Raw genomic sequence first — 25,168 nt, 5'->3', positions numbered from 1 at the left:
GAAGAAAGAAAACAAGCTACAATAGAAAGAGAACTGCGGAAAGGAGATTGTCATGGCGCAAAGCACAGAAGAACGCGCCCTACGTGCGTGGGAAGAATTATCCATCAGCGACAACTTCATCTTTCAGCGCGTCATGCAGAACAAGAACCTCTGCAAGCGCTTGATTGAACGCATCCTGCACATCAAAATACGAGAATTGGACTACCCGCATACAGAGAAAAGCATCGACCTGCGTCTCGACAGCAAATCGGTACGTCTCGACGTATATGTGGAAGATGAAAGCGGCACGATCTATAACATTGAGATGCAGACAACCAAGGGGCACGGCGATGAATTGGTGAAGCGAACGCGATACTATCAGGGAATGATCGACATGGATCTCTTGGGCAAGGGCGTCTATTACGATCAACTCAGACAAACCTATATCATCTTTATCTGCACCTTTGATCCTTTCGGCATGGACGAACGCATATATACCTTTCGAAACGCCTGCCTTGAAATACCGCATCTGCTGCTTGGCGACGGCGCTGCAAAGATTTTTCTCAATGCGAAGGGACTGAAAGGCGTTGTGGATGCAGACATCGAAAACTTCCTGCACTATGTGGACGGCAGGGAAGCGGCAGGCATCTTTACAGAAACACTGGCAAAAGAAGTCGAACGGGTAAAGCATCAAGATGAAACGAGGCGAGAATATATGACACTCTATATGGAATATCAAAAACATCATCAAGAGGGTGTGAAGGAAGGGCTGCAGCGCGGCAGACGCGAGGGGCTGATCGCTATGGCACGCTCTTTACTGGCGCTTAATGTTCCTTTGGATGTCATCGAAAAATCGAGCGGCATGACAAGGGAAGAGATTCTTACGCTTCAGACGCCCGCTGCAAAGCATGATAGAAGATAGCAAACCTGCCGCAACCGTCGATTCTGACGGCTGCGGCAGGTTTTTAGGAAACATGGATAAAACGAAGTCGCCCGGATTGGCACAGAGATGCGGATTCTATGCCAATCTGAGCGACAGCTGTGAAGCGGGGGCGGAATGTATCCGTTCTTTCTCAATGCGCTGCTTTGCGGCACGCAGGGCACATGCCGTAGAAATACAGCTGCTTGCCCGAAACGGCGTAACCCGTCTCGCGCTCCACCTGCTCGACGAGATCGCCCGCATCTGCCTTGTAGACGTCATCCACACGACCGCAGCTTACGCAGCAGATATGCGGATGGCTCGTCGTATTCGCGTCGTAGCGGAAGCTCTCCTCGCCGACATTCAAGACTTGTACGAGTCCGACCTTGCTCAGAATATCGAGCGTCTTATACACCGTCGCCAAACTCATCGTCGGATACGTCGGCTGCAGCTCACTGTAGATCATATCCGCTGTCGGATGCGCCGTCGTATGGCAGAGCACGTCGTAAACAGCAAGCCTCTGCGGCGTTACCTTGAAACCCTTCTCACGCAGCATCGTCGTTACTTCCTGCATCACCATCATACTTCCTCCTTGCATATAGGCACAACCCAAGCGCGAGCAAACAGCCGCCTTTGGAAAAGCCTTCTGAAAACCTTTCTTCTAAACAATAACTCGCCACTAAAAAGCAATCTCACTAAATTAATTTTAGCGCAAGAAAGGAATTTTGTCAATCCTTTCATAGAGGAAAGTCTTATTGCACGAACAATGTTTTCGTCGTTTTTTGCCGCTGAAAAAGCAACACGCCCCGCGGCTTCGCAGAGGCGTGTTGCTTTTTTCGTTCAAATATCCATCGGCTCGATGTGTTCATCCTGCATGAATTTCGCGAGCTTCTTGACACCGCGCATGACTTCATAATAGCTTTCGGGCGTCAGCGACTGCGGGCCGTCGGACAGTGCCTTTGCCGGATTCGGGTGCATCTCCATGATGAGCCCGTCCGCGCCGGCAGCGATGGAGGCGAACGCCATAGGGCGCACGAAGCGCCACTTGCCCGTGCCGTGGCTCGGATCGGCGATAATGGGAAGATGCGAGAGGTGTTTGATGGCAGCGACAGCGCTGAGGTCGAGCGTGTTGCGTGTATACGTCTCGTAGGTGCGAATGCCGCGTTCGCAGAAGATCACATTCGGGTTTCCCTCATTCATGATGTACTCGGCGGCATTGAGCCACTCGTCAATCGTCGCTGCGAGGCCGCGCTTGAGCATGACAGGCTTTTGTCCGCGCCCGACTTCTTTCAGGAGCCGGAAGTTCTGCATATTGCGTGCGCCGATTTGCAGAACATCGGCATACGCGGAAACGAGCGCGACGTTCTCGACCTCCGTGACCTCGGTGACGACCTTCAGCCCCGTCTTTTCCCGCGCTTCGGCTAAGAGCTTCAAGCCTTCCTCCTCCAGACCTTGGAAGGAGTACGGCGATGTGCGCGGCTTGTAAGCGCCGCCGCGCAGGAACTCGGCGCCGCCCTTCTTGACGATCTCGGCAGCCTCCATGAGCTGCTCGCGCGACTCGACGGCGCACGGTCCTGCCATGACGACGGGCGCGCCCGCGCCGATCTTGATGCCGCCGACGTCGATGATCGTCGCCATCGGGTGAAACTCGCGGCTTGCGAGCTTATAGCTTTTCGAGATGGAGACGCTCTCGGCGACGCCCGCCATCGCGTCGATCGCCAAGGAGCCCATGCGTGTCTTGTCGCCGATGACGCCGACGATCTTCTGCTGCGTACCTTCCATGATCTTAGCGTCAAGCCCCACGCTGTTGATCGCCCGGATAACGTCTTCGATATTTTCCGCTGTTGCGTCCGGATTCATAATGATGACCATAAAGATGCTCCTTTCAAATTCGCAGCCGTCAGCACGGGAAATGCGCCGAGGGTGCGCAGCCAAATGCTCTTTTCACGCACCGCCGCAATGGAAGCGGCGAGCTGTTCCTTGTCCTTGACTTCCAGCTCAAAGAAAAAGATGTACGCGCCAAACTCCGTGCGTGCAGGCCGCGACTCAATGCGCACCATATTCACACCGCGCGAAGCGAACTCCTGCAGCACTTCGCACAAACTGCCCGCACGTTTGCCGTCGATCTGCAAGATCACGAGCACCTTCTCCGGCACAGGTTCCTTGTAAAAGCGCAGCGCAGGCAGGTTTGCACCCGCACGCTCGACGAGGAAGAAGCGCGTACAGTTTGCCATCGTGTCCTGAATATCCTTTGCCACGGGAAAAAGCCCGTACAGTTCGCCCGCACGCGCTGTGCAAATCGCCGCACAGCCGTCCGCCGGGCGGCTCTCGGCGACGAGCCGCGCCGCCTCCGCCGTAGAAGAGACGGCGACGAGCTTTGCCTGGGGACAGTGCGCCTTCAAGTAAGCGCGGCACTGCGAGAGCGGCTGTGCATGAGAGATGACGCTTCGGATTTCGCTTTGCGGATACTTGACCATCAGCTCATTTCGTACACCCCAGATCAGTTCAAGCGTCACGGCAAAGGCGTCGCTTGCGCTCAGCGTATCGAGCGTGATATTCACCGAGCCTTCGAGCGAATTTTCCACAGGTACGAGCGCACCCTTCACCTGCGCTTCTTCCACCGCCAGAAGCGCTTGGAAAATGGCGGGAAAGCCCATCAGTTCGCGCGGCTCGTCAAGAAAACCGTTCAGATGGAGCGCCGCCGCCTCGCTGTGCGTTCCCAAAGGGCCGAGAAAGCCCAACGTATCCATCCTCGCCCCCCTCTCTACGAAAAAGCCCCCTTGAGCAAAAACGCCAAGGGGGCAATGCTGCTGAAAACGCTTCTATCTTATCATAGAAACTACAGCTTTGCAAGATTGAGTTTTACAAGTTTACAGTTTGTTTTCGCCGGATGAATCTCCCATATAAATCACAGATCGTAATCTTCCGGTGGAATTTACGGTTTCTTTTCGTACTGCGGCACATAGCGGATATAGATGCGCCCGTCCGCTCCTTCTTCCACTTTCGCGCATACTTCGTAGAGATCGTGGATGAATGTCTCCGTTAAAAGCTCGCGCGGTGTGCCGAGCCCCACGATGCGCCCCTTTTGTATGGCGATGAGACGATCGCAGTAGAGCGCGGCGATATTGAGGTCATGGATCGCCGCGACGACGGTGAGGTCGAGCCTCTTTACGATGTCCATGATCTGCAGCTGATACTTGATGTCCAGATGATTGGTCGGCTCGTCGAGGATCATGCACTCGGATTCCTGCGTCAGAGCACGCGCAAGAATCACGCGCTGCTGCTCTCCGCCCGAGAGACTTGAGAAGCTGCGTTCTGCACAATCGTCCATGCCAACCGTACGAAGCGCACGGCGTGCGATCTCATAGTCGTCCGCATTGTCACGTTCAAGAAGTCTCTTGTGCGGGGAGCGACCCATGAGAACGACCTCCATCACATTGAAGTCGAAGCTATAGAAATTATGCTGTGCCACCACAGAGAGCTGCAGCGCGGACTCCCGATAGGACAGCTCATCGAGCGCACGTCCGTTCAGCGTGATTTTTCCCGCTGTCGGCTTCTGCACACGATAAAGACATTTCAAAAACATACTCTTGCCGCTGCCATTGGGGCCGATGATTCCCAGAAATTCCTTTGGACGCAGATGAAAATCCAGCCCTTTCAGGATCTCCTTGTTCCCGATGAAGAGTTTTACCGCCTCCGCGAGTATCTCCATATCACTGTCCTCCGAATCCATAGGTGCGCTTCACCATGAGATAGATAAATGCGGGTGCGCCCACGAGAGCGATGAGGATGCCGATCGGCAGTTCCGTGTGTGGGATGAGGATGCGGCAAAGCCCGTCGGCGACGACGAGGAAGATCGCCCCCACCAAAGCAGTCACGGGAACAAGACGCTTGTGGTCGGTACCGACAAGCATCCGCACAACATGAGGGACAACCAATCCGACGAAGCCGATCATGCCCGCAGCAAAGACGGCGAAACCGACGACGAGCGCACTGACGATGAGATAGCCCTGCCGATAGGGATGCAGATCGGTACCGAGCGTGATCGCGGACGCATCACCGAGCAGCATGAGATTGAGGATGCGGCTCTGTGACCAGAAAAAGAGGACGGCGAGGGCGACAATGCCGCCGATGACCGCCATGTGCTCCCATTTCGCCCCCGCAAGACTGCCCATCATCCAGTAAGTGATGGTCTGAATGCCTTCCTTGTCGTTGGCAAAATAAACGATGAAGCTCGAAAAAGCGCTGCACACGGCGCTGAGCGCCATGCCGCCAAGCAGCAGCTTCATTGCGTTCGCACGCCCGCCAATGTTTGCAATAAAGAGAACACCGACGGAAACGGCAAACGCACCGAGAAAAGCGGCAATACCGACGGCGTTCTCACCGAACGCCGCACCGATGCCAAGAAGAACAGCGGATGTCGCACCAAGGGATGCGCCTGCCGAGATGCCGAGGATATACGGATCGGCGAGCGGGTTTTTTACAATCGCCTGCATGATGACACCGCAGGTGGCAAGCCCCGCACCGATGATGGCAGCGAGCAAAAGGCGCGGCAGACGCAGCAGCCACACGATGTCATGCACCGGTCCTTTGCCCGCCGCGTCAATGGGGGTATTGCCCGCCAGTTGGTCAAGGATGGCGGCGGCGATTACGCCGGGCGACAGATCAACCGTCCCGATCGAAAGCGCCCAGAAGAGTACGACGATGAGAAGTACAGTGAGCAGGACGCAAAGGAGTGCAAGTCCCGCACGCGAAAAAAATGCTTGCATAGATTATTCTCCATAAATCTTAGGATACAGCCCGTGTGCAAAGATCGTGATGCCGTCATAAGCGCGGATGCCCGCACTGTAAACGGCATAGAGCGGCACTGCGTAAATACGACGCTCCTGCACACAGGAGAGCGAACGCAGCGCAGGATTCTCATAAAGACGTGCGAGAATCTTGTCTTCACTGCCATAGTCATTCTCGATGACGACAAGAAAAATCGCATCGGGATTCAGCTCGATCAGCTCCTCCATGCTAAGACTCGTTCCGTCTGCCGCCAAGTGCTCGGCATCGAGCGCACGAAGCATATCGCCCGCCAGCGTGTCTTTCCCATAGGAACGAATCTCCTTGCCCATAAGCTCGATGACGAGAGCGCGCGGACGTTTTTCCAGATGGGCGGTCTTTTCAGCGACGAACGAGATTTCATGCTGCATCTCGCCCACGAGCGCTTCCGCGCGTTCCTCCCGTCCGAAGATCCGTCCGAGATTTCGGATGTCCTCACACTCCTGCGCGATGGTCTTCGTCTTCGTCGCGCGTGCAGATGACGGCGCGATATAGGTATGGATGCCGCGCCCCGCCCAAAACGTCGTCGGGCGCAGCACCTTCGGTGAGAAAGTGGACGACCAGCCGACAATGAGATCGGGCTGCATCATGAGGATCGTCTCCACGTCGAGATGTTCAAGACTCGTGTAGGGGATCGCCTCGTATGCCGCACGATACTCCGGGCGGATGTATTTCGCGTCCGGTACCCCCATGCCCGCGACGATGCGATCGCCCACGCCGAGCGCGAGCAGCGTCTCGATCGAGTTCTGCCAGACGGCGACCACGCGCTCCGGCGGACGCTCGTAGACCTGCGCGATGGGTTCGCCCTTTTCGTTGATGTTCTCAATCGTGACGGGCGTATACGCTGCATCCGTCTGCTCCGCTGCGCCAAGACGACGTGCATTTTCATCCTGCACCTTCACGATGGGACTGCAAGCCGTGAGCAGGAAAACGAGGCAGATGAGCAACAGATAGAAAACTTTCATCCTTCCTCCTATAAGAAAGGGACGCAGGACATTCCGCGAAAGAATAGCCTGCGTCCTTTCCTTTTCATGACCGAACGATCAGAACGTATAGCGTGCGCCGACCATGATGCTGCGGCCGGGCATGGCTGAACTGCCGATGCCGTTCCACGCGTTGTACGAGGTCTGATATGCCTCGTTCGTCAGATTGTTTATGGTAAGGTACCCTGTGAGATCGGGGGTGAAGCTGTAGTTGAAATTCCAGTCAAGGACGAGGAACTGACTGTCCGTGAACGCTGTCGGACTGCATCCCGTATACCAGTTCATCAAGAGTCCCGTATAGATCTTCCCCTTCTCATAGGAGAGATTGAGCGCATAGTGATTTTGCGGACGCAGACGATTGATCTGCGTGTTGATGTCGCTGCCGCTCTGGTAGCCCCAATTCGGGTCAAGCACCCAGCCGGGCTTCGCCATCCATTTATCCTCCATGTGGGTGTAGGATGCACTCATCGAGAAATGCTTGTCAAAGGCATGGTCGAACGTGATGTTGAACGATTTCTTGTCCTCTCGCGCATTGACGGCTGTACTCTCAAACGTTCCTGTATTATTATCCCAGATGGGCAGCGTCGCAATCGCATTGCTCATGCGCGTCCAGTCATAGTGGACGGCAAGCGCAGTGTACTGCGAGAACTCCTTACGCACGCCGAACGTCCAAGCATCGCCGCGCTCATCCTTCAGCGGCGTATTGAATACGCCGTCTACTTCTGTGTAGTCGCCCTGGCGCAGCGGACGGAGAATCTTCGTCCAGCCGAAATATGTGCTGAGGGTATCGTCAAATACGTATTCTGTGTTGAGTGCATAGGTGAAGATGTCCGTATTTCCTTTTCCCTGCACATCGTCCCCTGCAGTAGACGACTCATAGTCTGAGTAGTGGCTAAAACGGAGTGCGGGAGTAAGATCCCAGTTCGGGGTGATGTGAATCTTGTCCTGCACATAGGCAAGGACAGAGTCGCGAGCCGTATGCGATTCCGTGACACTTCCATCGTTCCGGATTCTTTTCGCATAGTTTTTCGCCTTGTCATAGGTGAGGCTCGCGATGACATCGTTCTTGCCTATGGCTCTTGCATACTGCACTTGAAGACCGTGGTTTTCTTCCTCGCGCCAGCTGGTCGGCTCGGTCGCCTTGCCGCCCGTCTTGTCGAGCCATTCCTGCACCTTTGCCGGATCGCCGCCCGGGAAAGGCGCGAGATGATCGCTGATCCACTGCTTGAGCTGCTCTTTCGTTGCACCTGTCGGGAATTGCGTGCGATAGTCCTGAACAAGATCGTTGCGTCTCTTATCGCCCCAGACATACTTATCGCGATTGGAGTAACGATGGTTTTGCTGATAGAGCCGAACGAAGCTCTCCATACGATTGTCCTTGTCGAACGTCCACTTCAGCTCCCAATCGTTGTGCCTAAAGCGGCTGAACGAGTTGTACACTTTGCCGTCGAGTGCGTAGAGGTTCGCATAGCCGGGATTGCGCTTATCGCCAGCGAGCGTGCGTGCCGGTTCCCAGTTGCCTGTCTTTGGGTTGATGCCCCCTTTGAGGGCGTTATTCGAGTCCAGCTGACCGACGGCAGCGCCGAAAATGATGCGCTCCCAGTCGTCCTGATTCCAATACTTGAGACGCGGCGTTGAGATCGGATAGCCGTCTTTGCCGCTCTTGTGGTTGTACCAGAACTTGATGCTCTGCTCATCGGTCAGATCCTTGTCGATGCGGATATTGACCGCATCTTCCGCCCAGTGCGAGCCGCCGAGCGTGCCGATCTTGCCCGTTTCGCCATCGACGTATTCCGTATCGCCGCTCAACGTGCGCGTCACCGTGCCGAAATAGCGGAAGGTAGGATTCTCGTCGATGGTGCCCGAGAGCGTCAGCGAATAATTATGTTTGCTCCACGAGCCGGTTGAAAGATCAAGAGTTCCCTTGCGTTCGACCGTTCCCTTGCGCGTGATGATGTTGATGACGCCGCCCGTCGCATCCGGTCCATACGCCGATGCACCGGGACCTTTGATGACTTCGATCTTGTCGACGCTCTCGATGCCGAGCAGCTGGTCGAGATTGACGCCTGTGGACTTACTGCCCGTGGTGCTATCGTCACCGATGCGCGTACTCGTAAGGTTGTCCACGCGCCGCCCGTCGATGAGGATGACGACACGCGAGTCTCCGTTGATGAGCACGCCGTTGTTGTAGAACTGATAGCCATACTCACCGCCGCGGTAGCCCGGGTTCTGGAACGTCACGCCCGGGATGCGCTTGATCGCCTCCGTGAGATCCATATAGTGACGCTTCTCGATCTCCTCGCGCGTGATGACCTTGACGTCGCCGCCCGTACGGTAGTAGGACTGCTCCGTTACCGTATCGCCGAACTGGTTGATCGTCTGCTCCGCCGTGACTTCAATGCTGTCCAGCGTGTAGAATTGCAGATTTTCGTCATGCCCTGCGTGAGCGAGATTTTGCCCCCCCCATGTGGACAATAATCCGGCAAGAATCGCGCATGTGAGGTGTCGCTTTTTCATTTCTTTCATTTCCTCCTTGATGAGCGTACGCCCTTCCTTTTTCCTGCAACGCCCATCGGCATTGCTGAAAAATTGCATAAACTACACGCACAAACGTCCACTTTGTGGACATTGTGCGCCGTCCTTACAGAAACCTAGCCAATCGGCCTGCACCTTCGGCTTGACCTCTTGGGGTTTCATGGTAAACTACACGCACAAACGTCTAATTTGTGGAGATTGTGCGCCGCCCTTCATGAAAGTTCGCCAATCCGTCTGCGCCCTTTAGGCTTGACTTCTTGGACTTTCATAATAAAAAAAGCTTTCTCCACGAAGAAAGCCGCTGTATCATCCCGATATCGCAGTCGGCTCCCCTTCCCATCGCTCGTGGATCTGCGGGGCGCACAAAACAGGCAGTTCTCCTGGCTCGGAATCCTCGCGCGGCTGCGCCTTCCCAGAGATGGCTCCCCAGTGACCGGATATTCATCCATGCAGCGTTGCTCTTCCTTACAGTGGCGGGACCGCTCCGGTATTTGACCGGATTCTCTTTTAGAAAACATAGAGAAAAGCACCGTGTTCTCGGTACAGCATTTTCTATGCGTCCTAAAGCGTTGTTCAGCACCTGTTTTTTTATGCAATTTTTATTCGCATCTCATTCTATAAGAACTTTCATCTTTTGTCAACGATAGAATAGAGTAATAATTTAAATGAGATTTAATCCCATTGACAGTGTGCCGATGGGATTAAATCTCGTTTGAAAAGGAACGATTTGCTTTTCATGAAAGATTCTAAAGGCAGATCTCCATCTCAGTCCTTAAAAAGCTCCGTCGAAAGATAGCGGTCTCCCGTGTCGGGCAGGAGAGCTACGATCATCTTGCCTTTCGTCTCGGGACGACGTGCGATGCAGGTGGCGGCGGCGAGCACAGCGCCCGATGAAATGCCGACGAGGATGCCCTCTGCACGCGCGAACTGCCTGCTGTAACGGAAAGCGTCGTCGTTCGACACCGTGATGATCTCATCATAGACGCTTGTATCGAGCGTCTCGGGTACGAAGCCCGCGCCGATGCCTTGGATCTTGTGCGGACCTGCCTTGCCCGCACTCAAGACGGGCGAATTCTCCGGCTCGACGGCGATGACCTTCACGTTTGGATTTTGGCTCTTCAGATATGCGCCGACGCCTGTGAGCGTGCCGCCTGTGCCGACGCCTGCAAGAAAATAGTCGACTTTGCCGTCCGTCGCAGCCCAGATCTCGGGTCCCGTCGTGCGCTTGTGCACGGCAGGATTGGCAGGATTCGTGAACTGCGATGGAATATAGGCGTTCGGCGTCACTTTGGCAAGCTCTTCCGCCTTTTCAATCGCGCCCTTCATGCCCTTCGCACCGTCCGTCAAGACGATCTCGGCGCCATACGCCTTCAAGAGATTGCGCCGCTCGACGCTCATCGTCTCGGGCATCGTCAAGATCGCGCGATAGCCGCGCGCCGCCGCGACGCTCGCGAGACCGATGCCCGTGTTGCCGCTCGTCGGCTCGATGATGACCGAGCCGCGCTTCAAGTCGCCGCGCTTCTCCGCATCCTCAATCATCGCCTGCGCGATGCGATCCTTGACACTGCCGGCAGGATTGAAGTACTCAAGCTTCGCGAGAATGTCCGCTTCGACGCCGTTCTCCATGCAGAAATTCCGTGTGCGCAGAAGCGGCGTACCGCCGATAAGCTCTGTGATACTTTCGTATATCTTTGCCATGACGTTTCCTCCTAGAGTTAAAATCTCTTTATTTCATATCTGTTTGATATGTTATATCTTACAGACTTTTTCCCACTATGTCAATAGGCTTTTGAAAAAATAAGGGAAGCACGGATACCAAGAAATCGTCCGGATTTGCACGCCTGCAAGACTTCTGTCGAAGAGATAAATCCTGCGATCTTTCATTTAGTGAATGCAGAAAACCTATTTCATCACTATGTGATTGACAAATGACGGCTTTCTCGATAAACTACACGCACAAACGTCCACCTTGTGGACATTGTGCGCCGCCCTTACAGAAACCTAGCCAATCCGTCTGCGCCCTTCGGGCTTGACTTCTTGGGGTTTCATGGTAAGATAAATACATAGATAAACCGTATGAAAAGAGGTATATATACATGAAAATCTCTGCCAAAGGACGCTATGGATTGGCTGCTATGGTCTTTCTCGCGCGCATCGGGCAAGCGAGCAGCCCGACGACGATTCTCACGATTTCTGAAAATTTAGGCATATCCAAAATCTATTTAGAGCAAGTTTTTTCTCTTTTAAAGCACGCGCGGCTTGTGAAGTCGAGCAAAGGCTCGCAGGGTGGCTACCAACTCTCTCGCGCACCGCAAGAGATCACGGCTTGGGATGTGCTCGCCGCCATCGAACTGCCGCTGACGGAAAAGCCGGGACCTGCGACAGCGGATGATGAAAGTGCGCTCGATCAAGCGCTGCAGCACGCTGTTTACGAGCCGCTTGACACAGCCATCCGTACAGCTCTTGAGAAAGTAACCCTTTGTGTGATCCTCGATGAAACAGATAGACAGAAGTCTCAGGGAAACATCATGTATTTTATCTGAGATTTCATAGGGATCCATCTTGTATGGGATTCAAGGAATGTTTTTCTGTTGTTGTTTTTATTAAGGAAGCGCTGATAAAATGAGGTCGTCCAGATGTGTAAAGATGGACGGCTGAATTTATCAGTGATTCCTTAAGGACTTCTGTCCGCTATGATAAAAATACTTGCAATTTCTGTCTGATGTTGTATAATGGGCAAGGACTTTAAGGGACGATGTTTCGTCTCGAGAGACTGTTTCAAAAGGCTTCTGTATAATTTATAGAAGCTTCGGTACGGTTGCAACACCGCTGGAGGGATTTTTATGACGATGGATAATGTCACCGTTATCATCGAGAGCGGCGCTTTTTCTGCGGAGGAGGCAGAGCGCTACGTCCGTAAAATCCAAAGGCACTCGAAAGGTCGCACACTCAAGTGTGTTTCATTCAGACTGGCTGATGGGTATTTGGATTTGCGCTACGCGTTTGAAGGAATCCCCTTCGAACGTATTCGCCGCATCTCGTATGAGACGCCGCAGGAGTGCAAGGCCGTCTGACCATTATGCGCGCCAATAAAAAGCCGCTGTCGGGATTTTTCGACAGCGGCTTTTTATTGCATTGCGCACGCTTAGAGCCATGCGTATTTCAAGATGAAAAGCACGGTCAGGATGTACATGAGCCACGTCACATCACGGAATTTGCCTGCTGCGACGTGTAAAATCGTGTACGAAATGATGCCAAAGGCGATGCCCTCGGCGATGGAATAGGCGAACGGCATGATTGCGATGCAGATGAACGATGGGATCGCCTCGATGATGTCATTCCAGGGAATCTTCATGACTTGCTGCATCATCAAAAAGCCCACGATCACGAGTGCCGGAGCCGTCGCAAAACCCGGCACAGCGAGAAAGAGCGGCGAGAAAAAGAGCGCGACGAGGAAGAGCAGCGATGTCGTCACTGCCGTCAGCCCCGTGCGGCCGCCCTCGACGATGCCCGCTGAGGACTCGACGTACGTCGAGATCGTCGAGGTGCCGAGACATGCGCCGATCGACGTGCCGCAGGCGTCTGCCATCAGCGCACCCTTGACGCGCGGCAGCCGGCCTTTTTCATCGAGCATATTCGCGCGTGAAGCGCAGCCGATCAGCGTGCCGAGCGTATCGAAGAGATCGACGAAAAGGAATGCAAACATGACGACGAGGAAGTCGATCGAAAGAATCGCTTGGAAATCAAATTGCAGGAACGTCGGTGCGAGGGAGACAGGCGGCGCGACGATGCCCGTCGGCATCAGACTGAAATAGCCGTGCGCGGGATCGGGGATGTAGATGCCGAGAAGCTCCAAGACGATGCCCAAGCCCCATGTAGCAAAAATGCCGATGAGGATATGCCCCTTGACATTCTTCATGACAAGCACCGCCGTCAAGAGGATGCCGAAGAGCGCCAGGAGAACGGTCAGCCCCTCCGAGTGGAACGTCCCTTCAGCCATCGCCTTGGGGAACGAGAATAGTGCGACGAGCTTCGGCCCCGCAACGACGACATGCGCGTTCTGCATACCGATGAACGTGATGAAAAAGCCGATGCCGACCGTCACAGCGCTCTTTAAGGTCAATGGAATCGCATTAAAAAGCGCTTCGCGTACATTCGTCACCGACAGCGCGATGAAAATCAACCCCTCGACGAGTACAGCCGTCAAGGCGACTTGCCACGAATAGCCCATCTGCCCGACGACCGTGTAGGCAAAGAAGGCGTTCAGCCCCATCGCGGAAGAAAGAGCAAACGGCAGATTTGCAAACGATGCCATCAAGAAGCCCGCGATGCCCGACGCGAGCGCCGTCGCCGTGAACACCGCCCCCGCGTCCATGCCCGCAGCGCTCAAGATCAGCGGGTTTACAGCGAGGATGTACGCCATCGTCATGAACGTCGTCAGCCCTGCCAGAAGCTCCGTCTGCACGGTCGTACCGTTTTCCTTCAAGTGAAATACATTTTCCAGGAATTTTCCCATCGGATGATCTCCTTTTCTATGAAAATTCGACAAACACCTTTCCACATAGATGCTTCGATATCTAATGGAAAGGCAGATACATTCAGTCGCCCATCTTCACGCATCCGGGCGACTTCCTTTTATCCGTGTTTCTCTAATCGTTTTCTACATAATTTCCTCGATTCCTGCTTTCTGATAGAAAACTTCAAGCAATTCATTCGGAATTATCCTCATGCCAGTTCCTTTGTCCTGTTCTTAAAAAACACCGGCAGTCACATCGACGTTTATTGTCCTGACAGGACACCAAAAAGGGGGCGGAGGCGCTTATAATAAATGGGAAACTTTTTATAAAGAAGGAGAGATGCTCATGTATCGTGGTTCGACGACTATGCTCGCCTGTGGCAGCAGCCATTTGGTGTGATCGGCTGACATGCAGTTCCTGTTTTCTTGCGAGGTGAACACGACGCCTAAACTTGCGAAAGGATGCATTATATGGAAAACTTTTGGAGCGGAGTTTCTCACATTTGTTTTATTATTTTTCGTTTTGGTCAGGCGATATGGTCGTGATTTACGGCAAAATCAATACGGTCGGCAAGATCACGCGCAAAGTGCTTGAGGAAAAAGGCGTTTTTGAGGACACCTACATGATATACACCATAGGTGATGGATATGATATCAATGTGACACGAATTGAATGATATAAAGGAGAGATATCTATGTGGAAACATTTCAATCGCATGACTGTGCTCGTTTGCTTTTTCGTTTGCATCTTCCTGCCTGCCGTCTCAGCAGAGCCGAAGGAGCTTCCCGATGGCGCTCTGGGCTACACATGGGGGACGAGTCCGCGCTTCATGCCGCCGACGGACGGGTCTCGGGCGCGCAGCGGCGTATCGTGGCTGGTACAGACGTTCAAGCCATATACTTACGAGGATGTTTTGACGTGGTAAGAAAATATATGGCATGAAACGACAAGGGGCGTTGCTTCAACTCTCGTAGGGAGCAATGCCTTCTTGGCGTTCCATGTCCGTATAATCATGCGCCCGTCCATGAAGCGCTTCTTTGCGGGATATTTGAGGCTGGCAAGAAAATCACGACCGTCTGGAAAAATTCTATATTTGTGCTAAAATGATCCCAGAGGCAAATACGCCCCATATCTTCTGCGAAAGGAGCCGTCATCATGGCATACGAACTGGAGTTAAAGCGCATCTATGACATGCCCGCGCCGACGGATGGCAGGCGCATCCTCGTCGATCGCCTGTGGCCGCGCGGTATGAAGAAGGAGTGCGCCGCTCTGAGCGAATGGGCGAAGGAGGTCACGCCGTCGCCCGAGCTGCGAAAGCTCTACCACAGCGGCGAGATGAGTTTCGACCTCTTCGCAAAAGCCTATCGCGAGGAGCTGGAAGAAAGCGCCGATGCCGCCGCATTCGCCCGAAGGTGCAGGAGATGGCTGCAGGAGGCTCCCGTGACGCTCGTCTACGCGAATAAGAACACCGTCGAAAATCACGTCCTCGTGCTGCGCCAATGGCTGCTCAAGGCGATGACATCGTGCAAAAACGATTGACGGTTTCGACGAATCTATGCTACAATCAAAGGACGCAATGGGCGTTTTTACGTTTTCTCCTATCGAGGAGAGTCTTTTCCAGATCGGAGCGCGGCGCTTTGGTCTTGCGCAATGGAGTCTCGTGAACCCCGTCAGGTCCGGAAGGAAGCAGCGGTAAGCGAATCGCTTCATGTGCCGCGAGGGCGCCTGAGGGCCGCGCCCCGATGTGGAAAAGGATCGTTTCGCTGCTGTGCGGAGTTTCGGCTTTGCGCGGCAGCTTTTTTATGCGTTTGGAGCGCGTGCTTTTTCATGGCGCGGCGCATGTTTTTCAGGACAGGAGGCGGAGTATGGCTTACATCGCGCTCTATCGCCAATGGCGGCCGGGCAGCTTCAAGGAGCTTGTGGGGCAGGATGCTGTGTCGAGGACGCTTTCTCATGCGATTTCTTCGGGGCGCATCGGTCATGCTTACCTTTTTTCAGGGCCGCGCGGCACGGGTAAAACGAGCACGGCGAAGATTCTTGCGAAGTCGCTGAACTGTGTGCATGGTCCGACGCCCGAACCTTGCGGCGCCTGTACAAGCTGCACAAAGATCGCCGACGGTACGGCGCTCGACGTCTTTGAGATCGATGCGGCGTCGAACCGCGGCATTGACGAGATGCGCGATCTGCGCGAGAAGGTGAAGTTTACGCCTGCCGAAGGACGCTACAAGGTTTATATCATCGACGAGGTGCATATGCTGACGACGGAAGCGTTCAACGCGCTTTTAAAGACGCTGGAGGAGCCGCCCGCGCACGTCGTCTTTATCCTTGCAACGACGGAGCCGCACAAGGTGCCGGCGACGATCCAATCGCGCTGCCAGCGCTTCGACTTTCGGCGCATTACGGTCGAGGAGATTACGGCACGTCTCGCCTACGTCGCGCAGGAGATGGAGATCCCCTGCGAGGAGGCTGCGCTGCATCTCATCGCACAGCAGGCGGACGGCGGTATGAGAGATGCACTGTCGCTTCTCGATCAATGCGCGCTTCTTGACGGCAGGACGCTGACGGCGGCGCACGTCGAGGAGAGTCTTGGTCTCATCGGCCATGAGCCGATCTACCGCTTGACGAAGGCGATTGGCGAACGTGCGAAGGGCGATGTGCTCGATGTACTCGCTTCGCTTCTTGCGGGCGGCAAAGATCCGATGCAGCTCATGGCGGAGCTTACGCTGCATCTTCGGAGTCTCATGCTCTACGAGGCGGCGGGGGCGCTCAAGGCGCTCGACCTTTCAGCAGACGCCAAGGCGGCGCTTGAAGAGCAAAGGGCGCTGTTCACGCAGGCACAGATCATGGCGATGATCAAACGCCTGCATGAAGCGATGGCAGAGCTTCGCTGGACGCCGCAGCCGCGCATCACCATCGAGGTCGCGCTGCTCTCACTTTGCCGCCCGATAGCAGGCGAGGGAAGCGCGGCGGCGCAGATGTACGCCGCTTCTGCCGCCGCTTTGCCTGCACCTGCCCCCAACGATACAGCGCGCATTGCCCGCCTTGAGGCAGAGCTTGCCGCCCTCAAGGCAGCGTTTGCGGCGGGGGGGAGAGCTGCTCCTGCACCGGTTTCTGCACCGACTGCCGCATCACGGGCGGCAAGTCGAGCGGCGCAGGCTGCTTCTTCCGCTGCCCCGCCGCGCCCGCGCACGCCGCAGGACGGCGCGGGCGCAGCTGCGCCCGCCGTACCCGCCGCGCCAGATCCCGAGGGCGAGAAGGTCTATGCCGAGCTTTTGCGTCGCTTGCAGGAGAAGCAGCGCATCTCCGTGCTGGCTTGTCTCAAAGGCGCGTCTTTTGCCGGAAGCGGCGCAGGCACGTTCCGCCTGCACTTTGCAAGCCCTCTGCTTGCACGGCGCACGGCGCGTGACGACTATCGCAAGATCATCGAAGAGGCGCTCGCTGAGATCCTGGGCGAACCGATCGCTCTCGCGTGCGAAGCGATTGCGGCGCCGCATCCTGCGCCGCCTGCGCCAAAGAAGAAGCCGCCGCTTGCAGAGATCAAGCCGCGCCGTCCTGCGCCGAAACCGCTTGCGATCGACGAGAATGCGCTCTCGCCCGAAGAGCGAAGCCGCTTGCAAAATGCCGTCGATCTTCTCGGCGGACGTCTCGTCGATCTGCCCGCAGAGCAGCGCATCGCTGCCCTTGCCGCCAGCGGCAGGGCGATCGCTCCAACAGCGGCGGATGCGGATAAAGGCGCGGCAAGAGAAGCGGCGCCGCCCGCCGCAGAGCCGCCGTCCTTTGCCGACGTGCCGCCGCCCGACGATGATGATGCGCCGCCGCCCGCCGACGAAGACGCGCCGTCGGGCGAAAACAGTTGACCGAAGAGACGCTTTAAGGCTATAATCATAGGAAGCGACAGGACAAGAACGCAGGCGCAACACCTGCTTTTGAAAGGAGAAATACAATGTTTGGTGGAATGGGAAACATGGGCAATATGCAGGGTATGATGAAGAAAGTGCAGAAGCTCCAGAACGACATGAAGAAGATGCAGGACGAACTCAAGCGGAAGACCGTCGAAGTATCGGCGGGCGGCGGTGCGGTCAAGATCGTCATGAACGGTGAAAAAGAAGTACAGTCGCTTCATATCGATCCTGCCGCCGTCGATCCCGAGGACGTCGATATGCTGCAGGATCTTCTCGCCGCTGCTTTCAATGAATCGGTCAAGAAAGTTGACGACATGATGGCGGGCGAGATGGGAAAACTCACGGGCGGTCTTGGCCTGCCGCCGGGCATGTTCTAAGATGCAATATATCGCACCACTGGCAAAACTCATCGAACACTTTCGCGCACTGCCGGGCATTGGCTCCAAGACGGCAGTGCGTCTTGCATATCACGTCTTGGATATGGATGCAGCGAAAGCGCGCGCTCTCGCTTCGGCGATCTTAGAAGCGCGGGAGAAGATCGGCTTTTGCAGCGTTTGCTGCAATCTCTCCGATCAAGATCCATGCGCGATTTGCAGCTCCGAAAAGCGTGACCGCTCGAAGATCTGCGTCGTCGAGCAGCCGCAGGACGTCGCCGCTATCGAGCGCATGAAGGATTACAAGGGGCTTTACCATGTGCTGCACGGCTCCCTCTCGCCGCTTTCCGGCGTCGGACCTGAAAACCTGCGCGTCAAGGAGCTGCTGCACCGTCTTGAGGGGAAAAGGGGCGCAGAAACGACGGAGATCATCATGGCGACGAACCCTACTGTCGAGGGAGAAGCAACGGCGATGTACCTCGCACGCCTTTTGAAACCCGCCGGGCTTAAAGTCACGCGCATTGCGCATGGTCTGCCCATCGGCGGCGATCTCGAATATGCCGACGAAGTCACGCTCGCCAAGGCGATCGAAAACAGAAAGGAAATCTGATATGCTCGAAATCATCGCGGCGCTCGCCGTCGGTCTTTTGCTGCTCGCGATCTTGGCAAAACTCTTGGCGATGCCCTTTCGCCTGCTCAAAAAGTTCATTGTCAACAGCATCATCGGCGCAGTACTGCTCTCCATCGTCAAGCTCCTCGGCTTTTCTGTGACAATCAACATCCTCACAGCACTCATTGCAGGTATTTGCGGCGTCCCCGGCGTGTTCTGCATCCTCGCATGGAGCTATGTATAAAATATGTTCAGTCGTCATGCGACGCGGCATAAGGTGCAATTCCTCGCTCGATGCTCATCATGACGTGCTCTCGAAGCATTGAGAGGGCGGCGCTGAATCGCTCGAATGACAAACGGCGCATGAGCCGAATCGACTCATGCGCCGTCTTTTTTATTTCGAAAATGCTGCGACGAGGTTCTTCAAGCGTTCCGTGCCTTCCTTGAAGCCCTGCACCTTTTCCAAGATATCGGCGTACTTTTCTGCCATGCCGACGATGTTTTCGGCGATGCGCGTGTTGCCGTCGGCGCTTTCGTGCGTCGCACGGCCGATCTCTTCCATCGACTGATTCATGTTGCGCACAGACGCGAGCAGCTCCTCGGAGCTCTTCGTGCTGCTCTTCGCCGTTCGATGGAAGAACTCAGCGTCATCCTTATACTGTACGGCGGTTTCGTCCATCTGCGCGTAGTCCTTGCGTATGTCGTCGTCGATGAAGTGCAGAAGGTCAAACGCGCCCTTCGACAAGGCGTCCATTGCGCCTGTGACTTGGCTTGTGAGGCTCTTGATCTTCTCTGCCGTTTCCTGCGACTGTTCGGCGAGCTTGGCGACTTCGCCGGCGACAACCGAGAAGCCGCGTCCCTGTTCGCCGGCACGCGCCGCTTCGATACTCGCGTTCAAGGCGAGCAGGTTCGTTTGCTCGGCGATGTCCGTGATCGCCTGCGTAAGCGTCTCGATCTCCTGCACGACCTTGGCAGACTCGATGGCGTCCTCCATAGAGGTCTTGGTCGAAGCGTAAACGCGGTTTGACGCCGCCTGCGCCTGCTCCATTTTCGCCTTGAGGTTGGTCGCGCGCTCGGCGATCTCCTGCGTGTACGTCTCACTCTTCTTCATCGCCTGTACCGTGCTTTGAATCTCTTCGCTCAAGTGACCGCTGACCTGCTGCATACTCGCCGTCGAAGCCGCCGTCTCCTGCATCCCCGCTGACATTTCCTCTGTCACAGCGGACATATCCTGCGTCTCGTCGTTCATCGCATGGATCATCGTCTCAAGCTCGCCGACGACGGCGTTTGTCTTTTCAGCTTCTTCATGCACCTGCTTCATGAAGCCCTGCATCTTCATCAAAGCCTTGACGACGACGCCGATCTCATCGGCGCGATTGGAAAGCGTCGTCGGTATTTCGCGGTTCAGATCGCCCGCCGCGACAGCATTCAAGTGCTCGATCGACGTATTGAGCGGCGCGGAGATATTGTCGGCGATGACGCGCGACATGAGGACGCCGAGGATCAAACTGATGAGAATGATCGCGGCGAAAATCCCCAGCATGCGCGTATATTGCGCATTATTCGCTTCGAAGAGCAGCTTGCCCTGAAACACGTTGTCCGGCGTCAAGAGACCTGCATGTTGGCAGCGATTGCCGTCAAAGACGACAGCTCGCTGTACGCCGCTGCCTTATCCTCGGGCGCGGTACCCAAGGAGCCGACAGCCTTGACGGCGGCATCCGCCGTATCAAGTTCCTGGTCGAGCGTCTCAACCGCCGCTTGGGCGCGATCGCTCAGACGCATCTTCTTTAATTCGTTGATGTCGTGGCGAATGCCCGCGATATTGCCGGCAATATCATCGAGGAGAATCTGTCGGTTCTCCGGCGTGAAATTCTGCTGCACGATGTAAGAAACATTGACATTGATGCTGCGCAGGCGATTGTTCGCGTCATTCAAATACTGCGTCGTCATCAAGTTGCGATGATACATATCGTCGAGCGCCTGCTTCGCCGAATGGCTCGAATAAACGCCGACGGCGGCGACGAGGATCACGGTGAGGATGAGAAATACGGAAAGAATCGCGACCTTCGTCTTGACGCTGTAATCCTTCAAGATCTCACTGCCTATCGTAAAATTGCTCATTTTCTCGTCCCCCCCCTTACTTCACAAACTGCGCGACGTTTGTCTGCGTGATGGAGGTGAACGGAATATCGAGACTCTCGGTCGGCGCTTTGCCGCTCAAAAAGCCCTGTACGAGTGTGACCGCGCCTGCCGCCTGTCCCTCTGCATCCTGCTTGATCGTCTGCGAAAGTTCGCCTGCTTCGACCGCAGCAAGCCCGTCGGGCGTCGCATCAACGCCCGTCACGAGGCAGCCCTGCAGTCGGTTCGCCGCCTTCAAGGCTTGAATTGCGCCGAGCGCCATCTCATCGTTTGCAGCTACGACGCCATGAATTTCGGGGAAGAAGCTCAGCCAGAGCGTCATGGCTTTCATACCCTCCGCCCTGCTCCAGCTTCCATCCACAGAAGCGAGCAGCTGTATGTCGGGACGCTTGTCGAGACATGCCTCCTTGAAGCCTTCCCAGCGCTTGACGGCGACGCTCAAGGAGCTTTCGCCCATGAGATAAACGATCTTGGCGTTCGGCGGCAGATTCTTCGCCATGAATTCGCCCTGCATTCTGCCCGCCTCGCGGTCGTCGGACAAGGCGCCGATGACCTTCGGATCGTTGACGTCGCGATTCATGATGACGACGGGGATGCCAGCCTTGCGAGCCTTCTCGATCGTCGGCACGATGCTCGTCCCATCCATAGCTAAGAGCACGATAGCGGCTGCCTTATTGTCGATCGCCTCGTTCAGCTGATCGATCTGCAGATTGCTGTCGCCCTTGCCGTTGAGGAACTCTACTTCAAGTCCCGCAGCCTTCGCTTTTTCGGCAAACGTATTCTTGAGATGCATGGCGAATGCATCGTCGTCGTTATGGTTGGCGTAGATCACCTTGCCCGCTTCCCCTGCGCCGGAACCCCCGCAGCCCGTCAGATAAAAACACCCCAAGACCACCAAGAGAAAGATCAAACATTTTCTCGTCAAGTTCATGCTCCCACGCCCTTTCTTGTAAAGCCGCCGCAGCCTGCCTCTTTCGCACGCAGCAGGCAGACATGCGTCGTGTTCGACCATTTGGCATATATATAGTTCTTCTGTTCCATTCTTATTCTATCCCCAATGCTATTTTCCTGCTTCGAAGAAAAATATATTATCAATGCTCTCCTGGGTCATGGGTCTATTGGGAAAATCAAAAATTTTCGCTTGCATTTTTACTGGACATGCAGTATACTCATAAAGTACGATATGGGGACGTAGCTCAGCTGGGAGAGCGTTCGGTTCGCATCCGAGAGGTCGAGGGTTCAATCCCCTTCGTCTCCACCAGATCGACAAACAGGGAATCGGCGAGATGCCGGTTCCTTTTTTATTGCCGATGAGGATTTTGCGCACGAGGACGGGCACAAATTTCCTTAGCGAAAGGGCGGCAGTGGGCGCAAGTCTATGTTTTCGGCAGATCTGCATTGACAAGATCATTCGTTTTGGGTATGATTGGATGCAGGTGAGATTTTGAATCTTACTGCAAAGCCTTTCCGCATCCTGCGATGCCTGTCCTGCGGTTTGGAAAAGAGGAAGGGAACGAATGAAGTCATTGAAACTGCGCGCTGCTTTTTTGCTGCTCCTGCTCGTCGGCAGCATCGTACTCGCCTTGGGGTTCGGCTCGGTGACGCTGCCGACCGATACGCTTTTCTCCGAGGTATCTGCCGCCTTTGCAGGGGAAACCTCGAAAAACGCGATGATCCTCTTCGACATCCGTCTGCCTCGCATTTTATTCGCCGTGCTCGCCGGCGCTGCCTTGGGGCTTACGGGGCTTTTGATGCAGACGGTTTCGCAGAACTACCTCGCCGATCCCTACATTCTAGGCGTTTCGGCGGGCGCGAGCACGGGGGCTGTCGTCTGCATCGTCTCGGGGCTGGCGCAGCAGCTTTTCGGCTATGGCATCTACATCGGCGCTTTTTTCGGCGCGGCGCTCTCGACAGCGCTCGTTATTTTTCTGACGGGACGGAGCGGCAGCCCTGTTCGCCTCGTACTCATGGGCATGGGTATCTCGGCGCTCTTTTCTGCCTTGACAATGCTCGCGATTTACGGCGCAAAGGACGAGGCGCAAGTCAGAAGCGCCATGTTCTGGCTCATGGGAAGTCTCACGGGCATTCAGTGGAAAGCGGTTCCCGTCATGGCGGCGGCGCTTGCGGCGCTCATGCTCTTTATCTGGCTTCTGCGCCACGAGCTTGACATCCTGCTGCTCGGCAAGGAGGAAGCGCGCCATCTCGGTATGTCCGTCATGCGTCTGCAGCGTCTCATCGTGCTCTTCTCGTCTGCCGTCGTGGCGATCGTCGTGGCGCTTTCCGGCATCATCGGCTTCGTCGGACTCATCATTCCACATGCGGCGCGTTTTTTCAGCGAGCCGAAGCACGGCGTGCTCCTGTGGTTTACGGCGCTTTTCGGCGGCATCGTACTCATCTGGGCGGATGTGCTCGCGAGGAGCGCCTTTCGCCCGGAGGAGCTTCCCATCGGCATCCTGACGGCAGGTCTCGGCGCTCCCGTATTCCTCTGGATCATCAGCCGCAAGTACGGAGGGTATTGATATGCTCTCGGTCAGGAATTTATCGTTTGCCGTCGGTGATAAAACGATTCTTCACGACGTATCGGTCAACTTTGCCGAAGGAAAAATCACGGCGATTCTTGGTGCAAACGGCTCGGGAAAAAGCACCTTGATGTCCTTCCTTGGGAAAAATCGCGCAGCTCCCGGGCACATCTTCCTCTGCGGCAAGGACATCAGCGGGATTCCGTCGCACGCCTACGCGCAGAGGGCGGCGATGCTGCCGCAGCAGCGCGAAACCATCGCCGATTTCACCGTTGAAGATGTCGTCGTCATGGGGCGCTTTCCCTATAAGCGGCAATTTCGTGACTATACAGAAGCTGATTACGAAATCGCCCAAAGCGCCATGCGCGAAGTCGGCATCGAGGTGATGGCGAGGCGGCGCATCGGCAGCATGTCGGGCGGGGAGATCCAGCGCGTCATGATCGCCAAGGTGCTCGCGCAGCGACCTGAACTCATCCTCATGGACGAGCCGACGAACCACCTCGACGTCCGATACAAGGTCGCACTCATGAACACGCTGCGCACCTACGGCGGCACGATCATCCTCGTGCTGCACGATCTGTCGCTCGCCGCGCAGTACGCCGACCGCGTCGTCGTCATGAAGCATGGGCGCATCCGCGAAGAGGGGGATACCGCCGACGTCATGCGCACCGAGCTCTTAGAAGAGATTTTCGGCGTACCCTTCGTGCGCTTTGAAAAAGATGGTCGCGTCTATTTGAACTATTAAAGAAATACGGATTTATGCGACTCGTCCAATGTGTACGGATTTTTATTCGGCAAAGAAAGGCGTCTTTATATCGCAGCAAATGCTGCGGCAGAAATATATGAAGGAGGTTTTCATTTTATGAAACAATGGCTGAAAAGAGCGGCGACCGTAAGCATCGCCGCGCTGCTCCTCGCGTCACTCGCAGGCTGCGGCGGCGACGCGAAAAAAGCGACGGAAAAGACCGAGGGCTATCCTGTGTCGTGGACACAAACGCTCAACGGGCAGGAGACGACCGCCTCTGTGGAAAAGGCGCCGAGCCGCGCCATTTCAATGTCGCAGGCGACGACGGAAATGATGCTCGCGCTCGGACTTGAGGACAAGATGGTCGGCACAGCGATGAAGGAAGAGGACATCTATCCGCCGCTGCAAACAGCGTACGACAAGGTCAAAGTGCTGTCGGAGAAGTGGCCGTCCTACGAAACTTTCATGGCGGAAAAGCCTGATTTTGCGACAGGCTGGGAAGTTCCCTTCACGAAACGCGGTATCCCCGCCGATTCGATCACTGCGCAAGGCGTACCGATCTACATCCCGTCCTCGATGCAAAAGCTCGATGCAGATCTCGACACCGTATTCGACGATATGCAGAAGCTCGGAGCCATCTTCGGCGTCGAGACGAAAGCACAGGAATGGGTCAACGGACAGAAGAAAATCCTCGTCGCTGTGCAGGAGAAGATCAAAGATCTGCCGAAAAAGCGCGTGTTCATCTATGATGCATCCGACGGCAAACCCTTCACCGCCTACAAGGGATACACGACGAATATCCTCAAGCTCATCGGCGCAGAAAATGTCATGGCGGATGCCGGCGTAGATAAGACGTGGGCAGCCGCGACATGGGAAAGCGTCGTCGCCGCCGACCCCGAGTACATCATCATCGCCGACTACAGCAACGGCATAAGAAACGACGACGATTTCCAGCAAAAGGTTGCCGCCATTAAGGACAATCCGCAGCTCGCGAATGTCAAAGCCGTCAAAGAAAACCATTTCCTCAAAGTGAAACTTTCGGAAATCACCCCGGGCGTACGCACCGTCGAAGCGCTCAAACGTCTCGCCGAAGAGATTCACGGCATTCGGCTCCAATAA

General features: G+C 55.4%; 23 protein-coding genes, 1 tRNA gene, 1 other RNA gene, 1 pseudogene and 1 riboswitch. Of the genes and pseudogenes, 15 read left to right on the top strand and 11 right to left on the bottom strand.

The features are described 5' to 3' along the window. The first annotated feature begins 52 nt into the window (after nt 1-52). The gene (locus ACO5Z0_RS03070; RefSeq protein ID WP_485649157.1) at nt 53-901 is read left to right on the top strand and encodes an Rpn family recombination-promoting nuclease/putative transposase; all 849 of its coding nucleotides are present in this window, start codon (nt 53-55) and stop codon (nt 899-901) included. 151 nt (nt 902-1,052) lie between these two features. Here ACO5Z0_RS03070 and perR read toward each other — a convergent pair whose 3' ends face one another. The 8 genes from perR to cysK all read right to left on the bottom strand — a co-directional run bounded on the left by perR (nt 1,053) and on the right by cysK (nt 10,941). Beyond that, the gene (gene perR, locus ACO5Z0_RS03065; protein WP_442672716.1) at nt 1,053-1,478 is read right to left on the bottom strand and encodes a transcriptional regulator PerR; all 426 of its coding nucleotides are present in this window, start codon (nt 1,476-1,478) and stop codon (nt 1,053-1,055) included. Between the two features lie 260 nt (nt 1,479-1,738). After that, entirely contained in the window at nt 1,739-2,770 is a 1,032-nt protein-coding gene (gene aroF / locus ACO5Z0_RS03060) for a 3-deoxy-7-phosphoheptulonate synthase (protein WP_485649156.1), read from the bottom strand. Next, on the bottom strand, nt 2,755-3,648 hold the full coding sequence (gene pheA / locus ACO5Z0_RS03055) for a prephenate dehydratase (RefSeq protein WP_485649155.1): 894 nt from the start codon (nt 3,646-3,648) through the stop codon (nt 2,755-2,757). Before pheA ends, aroF begins: the two co-directional genes overlap by 16 nt. A gap of 185 nt (nt 3,649-3,833) precedes the next feature. Beyond that, complete coding sequence (locus ACO5Z0_RS03050) at nt 3,834-4,610, bottom strand: ABC transporter ATP-binding protein (RefSeq protein WP_485649154.1); 777 nt, start codon at nt 4,608-4,610, stop codon at nt 3,834-3,836. 1 nt (nt 4,611) lies between these two features. Next, nucleotides 4,612-5,667, bottom strand: a complete 1,056-nt coding sequence (locus ACO5Z0_RS03045; protein WP_485649153.1) for a FecCD family ABC transporter permease — start codon at nt 5,665-5,667, stop codon at nt 4,612-4,614. Between the two features lie 3 nt (nt 5,668-5,670). Further along, nucleotides 5,671-6,690 (bottom strand): ABC transporter substrate-binding protein, encoded by a 1,020-nt coding sequence (locus tag ACO5Z0_RS03040; RefSeq protein ID WP_485649152.1) that lies wholly within the window; start codon nt 6,688-6,690, stop codon nt 5,671-5,673. A gap of 78 nt (nt 6,691-6,768) precedes the next feature. Further along, entirely contained in the window at nt 6,769-9,225 is a 2,457-nt protein-coding gene (locus ACO5Z0_RS03035) for a TonB-dependent receptor domain-containing protein (protein WP_485649151.1), read from the bottom strand. Between the two features lie 372 nt (nt 9,226-9,597). Beyond that, nucleotides 9,598-9,792, bottom strand: a riboswitch (cobalamin riboswitch). A gap of 216 nt (nt 9,793-10,008) precedes the next feature. Further along, nucleotides 10,009-10,941, bottom strand: a complete 933-nt coding sequence (gene cysK / locus ACO5Z0_RS03030; protein ID WP_485649150.1) for a cysteine synthase A — start codon at nt 10,939-10,941, stop codon at nt 10,009-10,011. Nucleotides 10,942-11,339: 398 nt separating this feature from the next. Between cysK and ACO5Z0_RS03025 the strand changes: the two genes are divergently transcribed. Both ACO5Z0_RS03025 and ACO5Z0_RS03020 read left to right on the top strand, forming a co-directional pair. Further along, complete coding sequence (locus ACO5Z0_RS03025) at nt 11,340-11,786, top strand: RrF2 family transcriptional regulator (protein ID WP_442674040.1); 447 nt, start codon at nt 11,340-11,342, stop codon at nt 11,784-11,786. Nucleotides 11,787-12,086: 300 nt separating this feature from the next. After that, a complete protein-coding gene (locus tag ACO5Z0_RS03020) occupies nt 12,087-12,317 on the top strand; it encodes a ferredoxin (RefSeq protein ID WP_442672823.1) in 231 nt (76 codons plus the stop codon). Nucleotides 12,318-12,388: 71 nt separating this feature from the next. Here ACO5Z0_RS03020 and ACO5Z0_RS03015 read toward each other — a convergent pair whose 3' ends face one another. Continuing rightward, nucleotides 12,389-13,759 carry an NCS2 family permease gene (locus ACO5Z0_RS03015; RefSeq protein WP_485649149.1) on the bottom strand — a complete coding sequence of 457 codons (1,371 nt, stop codon included), beginning with the start codon at nt 13,757-13,759 and terminating at the stop codon, nt 12,389-12,391. Between the two features lie 542 nt (nt 13,760-14,301). On the opposite strand from ACO5Z0_RS03015, the gene ACO5Z0_RS03010 reads away from it, so the two are divergent. The 8 genes from ACO5Z0_RS03010 (at nt 14,302) to ACO5Z0_RS02975 (ending at nt 18,890) form a co-directional block, all read left to right on the top strand. Further along, nucleotides 14,302-14,436 (top strand): hypothetical protein, encoded by a 135-nt coding sequence (locus ACO5Z0_RS03010; protein ID WP_485649148.1) that lies wholly within the window; start codon nt 14,302-14,304, stop codon nt 14,434-14,436. 18 nt (nt 14,437-14,454) lie between these two features. After that, nucleotides 14,455-14,685 carry a hypothetical protein gene (locus ACO5Z0_RS03005; RefSeq protein ID WP_485649147.1) on the top strand — a complete coding sequence of 77 codons (231 nt, stop codon included), beginning with the start codon at nt 14,455-14,457 and terminating at the stop codon, nt 14,683-14,685. Nucleotides 14,686-14,915: 230 nt separating this feature from the next. Then, complete coding sequence (locus tag ACO5Z0_RS03000; RefSeq protein WP_485649146.1) at nt 14,916-15,299, top strand: DUF488 domain-containing protein; 384 nt, start codon at nt 14,916-14,918, stop codon at nt 15,297-15,299. Between the two features lie 49 nt (nt 15,300-15,348). Further along, an RNA gene (gene ffs, locus ACO5Z0_RS02995) (signal recognition particle sRNA large type) lies at nt 15,349-15,519 on the top strand. Nucleotides 15,520-15,625: 106 nt separating this feature from the next. Then, nucleotides 15,626-17,617, top strand: coding sequence for a DNA polymerase III subunit gamma/tau (gene dnaX, locus ACO5Z0_RS02990; protein WP_485649145.1), 1,992 nt, complete (start codon nt 15,626-15,628; stop codon nt 17,615-17,617). 86 nt (nt 17,618-17,703) lie between these two features. Beyond that, the gene (locus ACO5Z0_RS02985) at nt 17,704-18,039 is read left to right on the top strand and encodes a YbaB/EbfC family nucleoid-associated protein (RefSeq protein ID WP_442672829.1); all 336 of its coding nucleotides are present in this window, start codon (nt 17,704-17,706) and stop codon (nt 18,037-18,039) included. 1 nt (nt 18,040) lies between these two features. Next, nucleotides 18,041-18,646 carry a recombination mediator RecR gene (gene recR, locus ACO5Z0_RS02980; protein WP_485649144.1) on the top strand — a complete coding sequence of 202 codons (606 nt, stop codon included), beginning with the start codon at nt 18,041-18,043 and terminating at the stop codon, nt 18,644-18,646. Nucleotide 18,647: 1 nt separating this feature from the next. Continuing rightward, nucleotides 18,648-18,890: a pro-sigmaK processing inhibitor BofA family protein gene (locus tag ACO5Z0_RS02975; RefSeq protein ID WP_485649143.1), complete on the top strand. Its 243-nt coding sequence runs from the start codon at nt 18,648-18,650 to the stop codon at nt 18,888-18,890. A 150-nt stretch (nt 18,891-19,040) separates the two neighbouring features. On the opposite strand, the pseudogene ACO5Z0_RS02970 reads toward ACO5Z0_RS02975, so the two are convergent. After that, nucleotides 19,041-20,767, bottom strand: a pseudogene (locus tag ACO5Z0_RS02970) (methyl-accepting chemotaxis protein). A gap of 16 nt (nt 20,768-20,783) precedes the next feature. After that, nucleotides 20,784-21,716 carry a sugar ABC transporter substrate-binding protein gene (locus ACO5Z0_RS02965; RefSeq protein WP_485649142.1) on the bottom strand — a complete coding sequence of 311 codons (933 nt, stop codon included), beginning with the start codon at nt 21,714-21,716 and terminating at the stop codon, nt 20,784-20,786. A 254-nt stretch (nt 21,717-21,970) separates the two neighbouring features. Between ACO5Z0_RS02965 and ACO5Z0_RS02960 the strand changes: the two genes are divergently transcribed. The 4 genes from ACO5Z0_RS02960 to ACO5Z0_RS02945 all read left to right on the top strand — a co-directional run bounded on the left by ACO5Z0_RS02960 (nt 21,971) and on the right by ACO5Z0_RS02945 (nt 25,168). Next, nucleotides 21,971-22,046 (top strand) — tRNA-Ala (locus ACO5Z0_RS02960). Nucleotides 22,047-22,302: 256 nt separating this feature from the next. Beyond that, nucleotides 22,303-23,304, top strand: coding sequence for a FecCD family ABC transporter permease (locus ACO5Z0_RS02955; protein ID WP_442676823.1), 1,002 nt, complete (start codon nt 22,303-22,305; stop codon nt 23,302-23,304). A gap of 1 nt (nt 23,305) precedes the next feature. Next, nucleotides 23,306-24,049, top strand: coding sequence for an ABC transporter ATP-binding protein (locus ACO5Z0_RS02950; RefSeq protein WP_485649141.1), 744 nt, complete (start codon nt 23,306-23,308; stop codon nt 24,047-24,049). 117 nt (nt 24,050-24,166) lie between these two features. Further along, entirely contained in the window at nt 24,167-25,168 is a 1,002-nt protein-coding gene (locus tag ACO5Z0_RS02945) for an ABC transporter substrate-binding protein (RefSeq protein WP_485649140.1), read from the top strand.

Source organism: Selenomonas sp. (assembly GCF_057272215.1).
This window is presented reverse-complemented; position numbering and strand designations above follow the sequence as displayed.

What these genes read in the sequence shown, in the direction of transcription:
- ACO5Z0_RS03070 (WP_485649157.1), top strand. Translation starts at nt 53, where the DNA reads ATGGCGCAAAGCACAGAAGAACGCGCCCTACGTGCGTGGGAAGAATTA.
- perR (WP_442672716.1), bottom strand. Translation starts at nt 1,478, where the DNA reads ATGGTGATGCAGGAAGTAACGACGATGCTGCGTGAGAAGGGTTTCAAG.
- aroF (WP_485649156.1), bottom strand. Translation starts at nt 2,770, where the DNA reads ATGGTCATCATTATGAATCCGGACGCAACAGCGGAAAATATCGAAGAC.
- pheA (WP_485649155.1), bottom strand. Translation starts at nt 3,648, where the DNA reads ATGGATACGTTGGGCTTTCTCGGCCCTTTGGGAACGCACAGCGAGGCG.
- ACO5Z0_RS03050 (WP_485649154.1), bottom strand. Translation starts at nt 4,610, where the DNA reads ATGGAGATACTCGCGGAGGCGGTAAAACTCTTCATCGGGAACAAGGAG.
- ACO5Z0_RS03045 (WP_485649153.1), bottom strand. Translation starts at nt 5,667, where the DNA reads ATGCAAGCATTTTTTTCGCGTGCGGGACTTGCACTCCTTTGCGTCCTG.
- ACO5Z0_RS03040 (WP_485649152.1), bottom strand. Translation starts at nt 6,690, where the DNA reads ATGAAAGTTTTCTATCTGTTGCTCATCTGCCTCGTTTTCCTGCTCACG.
- ACO5Z0_RS03035 (WP_485649151.1), bottom strand. Translation starts at nt 9,225, where the DNA reads ATGAAAAAGCGACACCTCACATGCGCGATTCTTGCCGGATTATTGTCC.
- cysK (WP_485649150.1), bottom strand. Translation starts at nt 10,941, where the DNA reads ATGGCAAAGATATACGAAAGTATCACAGAGCTTATCGGCGGTACGCCG.
- ACO5Z0_RS03025 (WP_442674040.1), top strand. Translation starts at nt 11,340, where the DNA reads ATGAAAATCTCTGCCAAAGGACGCTATGGATTGGCTGCTATGGTCTTT.
- ACO5Z0_RS03020 (WP_442672823.1), top strand. Translation starts at nt 12,087, where the DNA reads ATGACGATGGATAATGTCACCGTTATCATCGAGAGCGGCGCTTTTTCT.
- ACO5Z0_RS03015 (WP_485649149.1), bottom strand. Translation starts at nt 13,759, where the DNA reads ATGGGAAAATTCCTGGAAAATGTATTTCACTTGAAGGAAAACGGTACG.
- ACO5Z0_RS03005 (WP_485649147.1), top strand. Translation starts at nt 14,455, where the DNA reads ATGTGGAAACATTTCAATCGCATGACTGTGCTCGTTTGCTTTTTCGTT.
- ACO5Z0_RS03000 (WP_485649146.1), top strand. Translation starts at nt 14,916, where the DNA reads ATGGCATACGAACTGGAGTTAAAGCGCATCTATGACATGCCCGCGCCG.
- dnaX (WP_485649145.1), top strand. Translation starts at nt 15,626, where the DNA reads ATGGCTTACATCGCGCTCTATCGCCAATGGCGGCCGGGCAGCTTCAAG.
- ACO5Z0_RS02985 (WP_442672829.1), top strand. Translation starts at nt 17,704, where the DNA reads ATGTTTGGTGGAATGGGAAACATGGGCAATATGCAGGGTATGATGAAG.
- recR (WP_485649144.1), top strand. Translation starts at nt 18,041, where the DNA reads ATGCAATATATCGCACCACTGGCAAAACTCATCGAACACTTTCGCGCA.
- ACO5Z0_RS02975 (WP_485649143.1), top strand. Translation starts at nt 18,648, where the DNA reads ATGCTCGAAATCATCGCGGCGCTCGCCGTCGGTCTTTTGCTGCTCGCG.
- ACO5Z0_RS02965 (WP_485649142.1), bottom strand. Translation starts at nt 21,716, where the DNA reads ATGAACTTGACGAGAAAATGTTTGATCTTTCTCTTGGTGGTCTTGGGG.
- ACO5Z0_RS02955 (WP_442676823.1), top strand. Translation starts at nt 22,303, where the DNA reads ATGAAGTCATTGAAACTGCGCGCTGCTTTTTTGCTGCTCCTGCTCGTC.
- ACO5Z0_RS02950 (WP_485649141.1), top strand. Translation starts at nt 23,306, where the DNA reads ATGCTCTCGGTCAGGAATTTATCGTTTGCCGTCGGTGATAAAACGATT.
- ACO5Z0_RS02945 (WP_485649140.1), top strand. Translation starts at nt 24,167, where the DNA reads ATGAAACAATGGCTGAAAAGAGCGGCGACCGTAAGCATCGCCGCGCTG.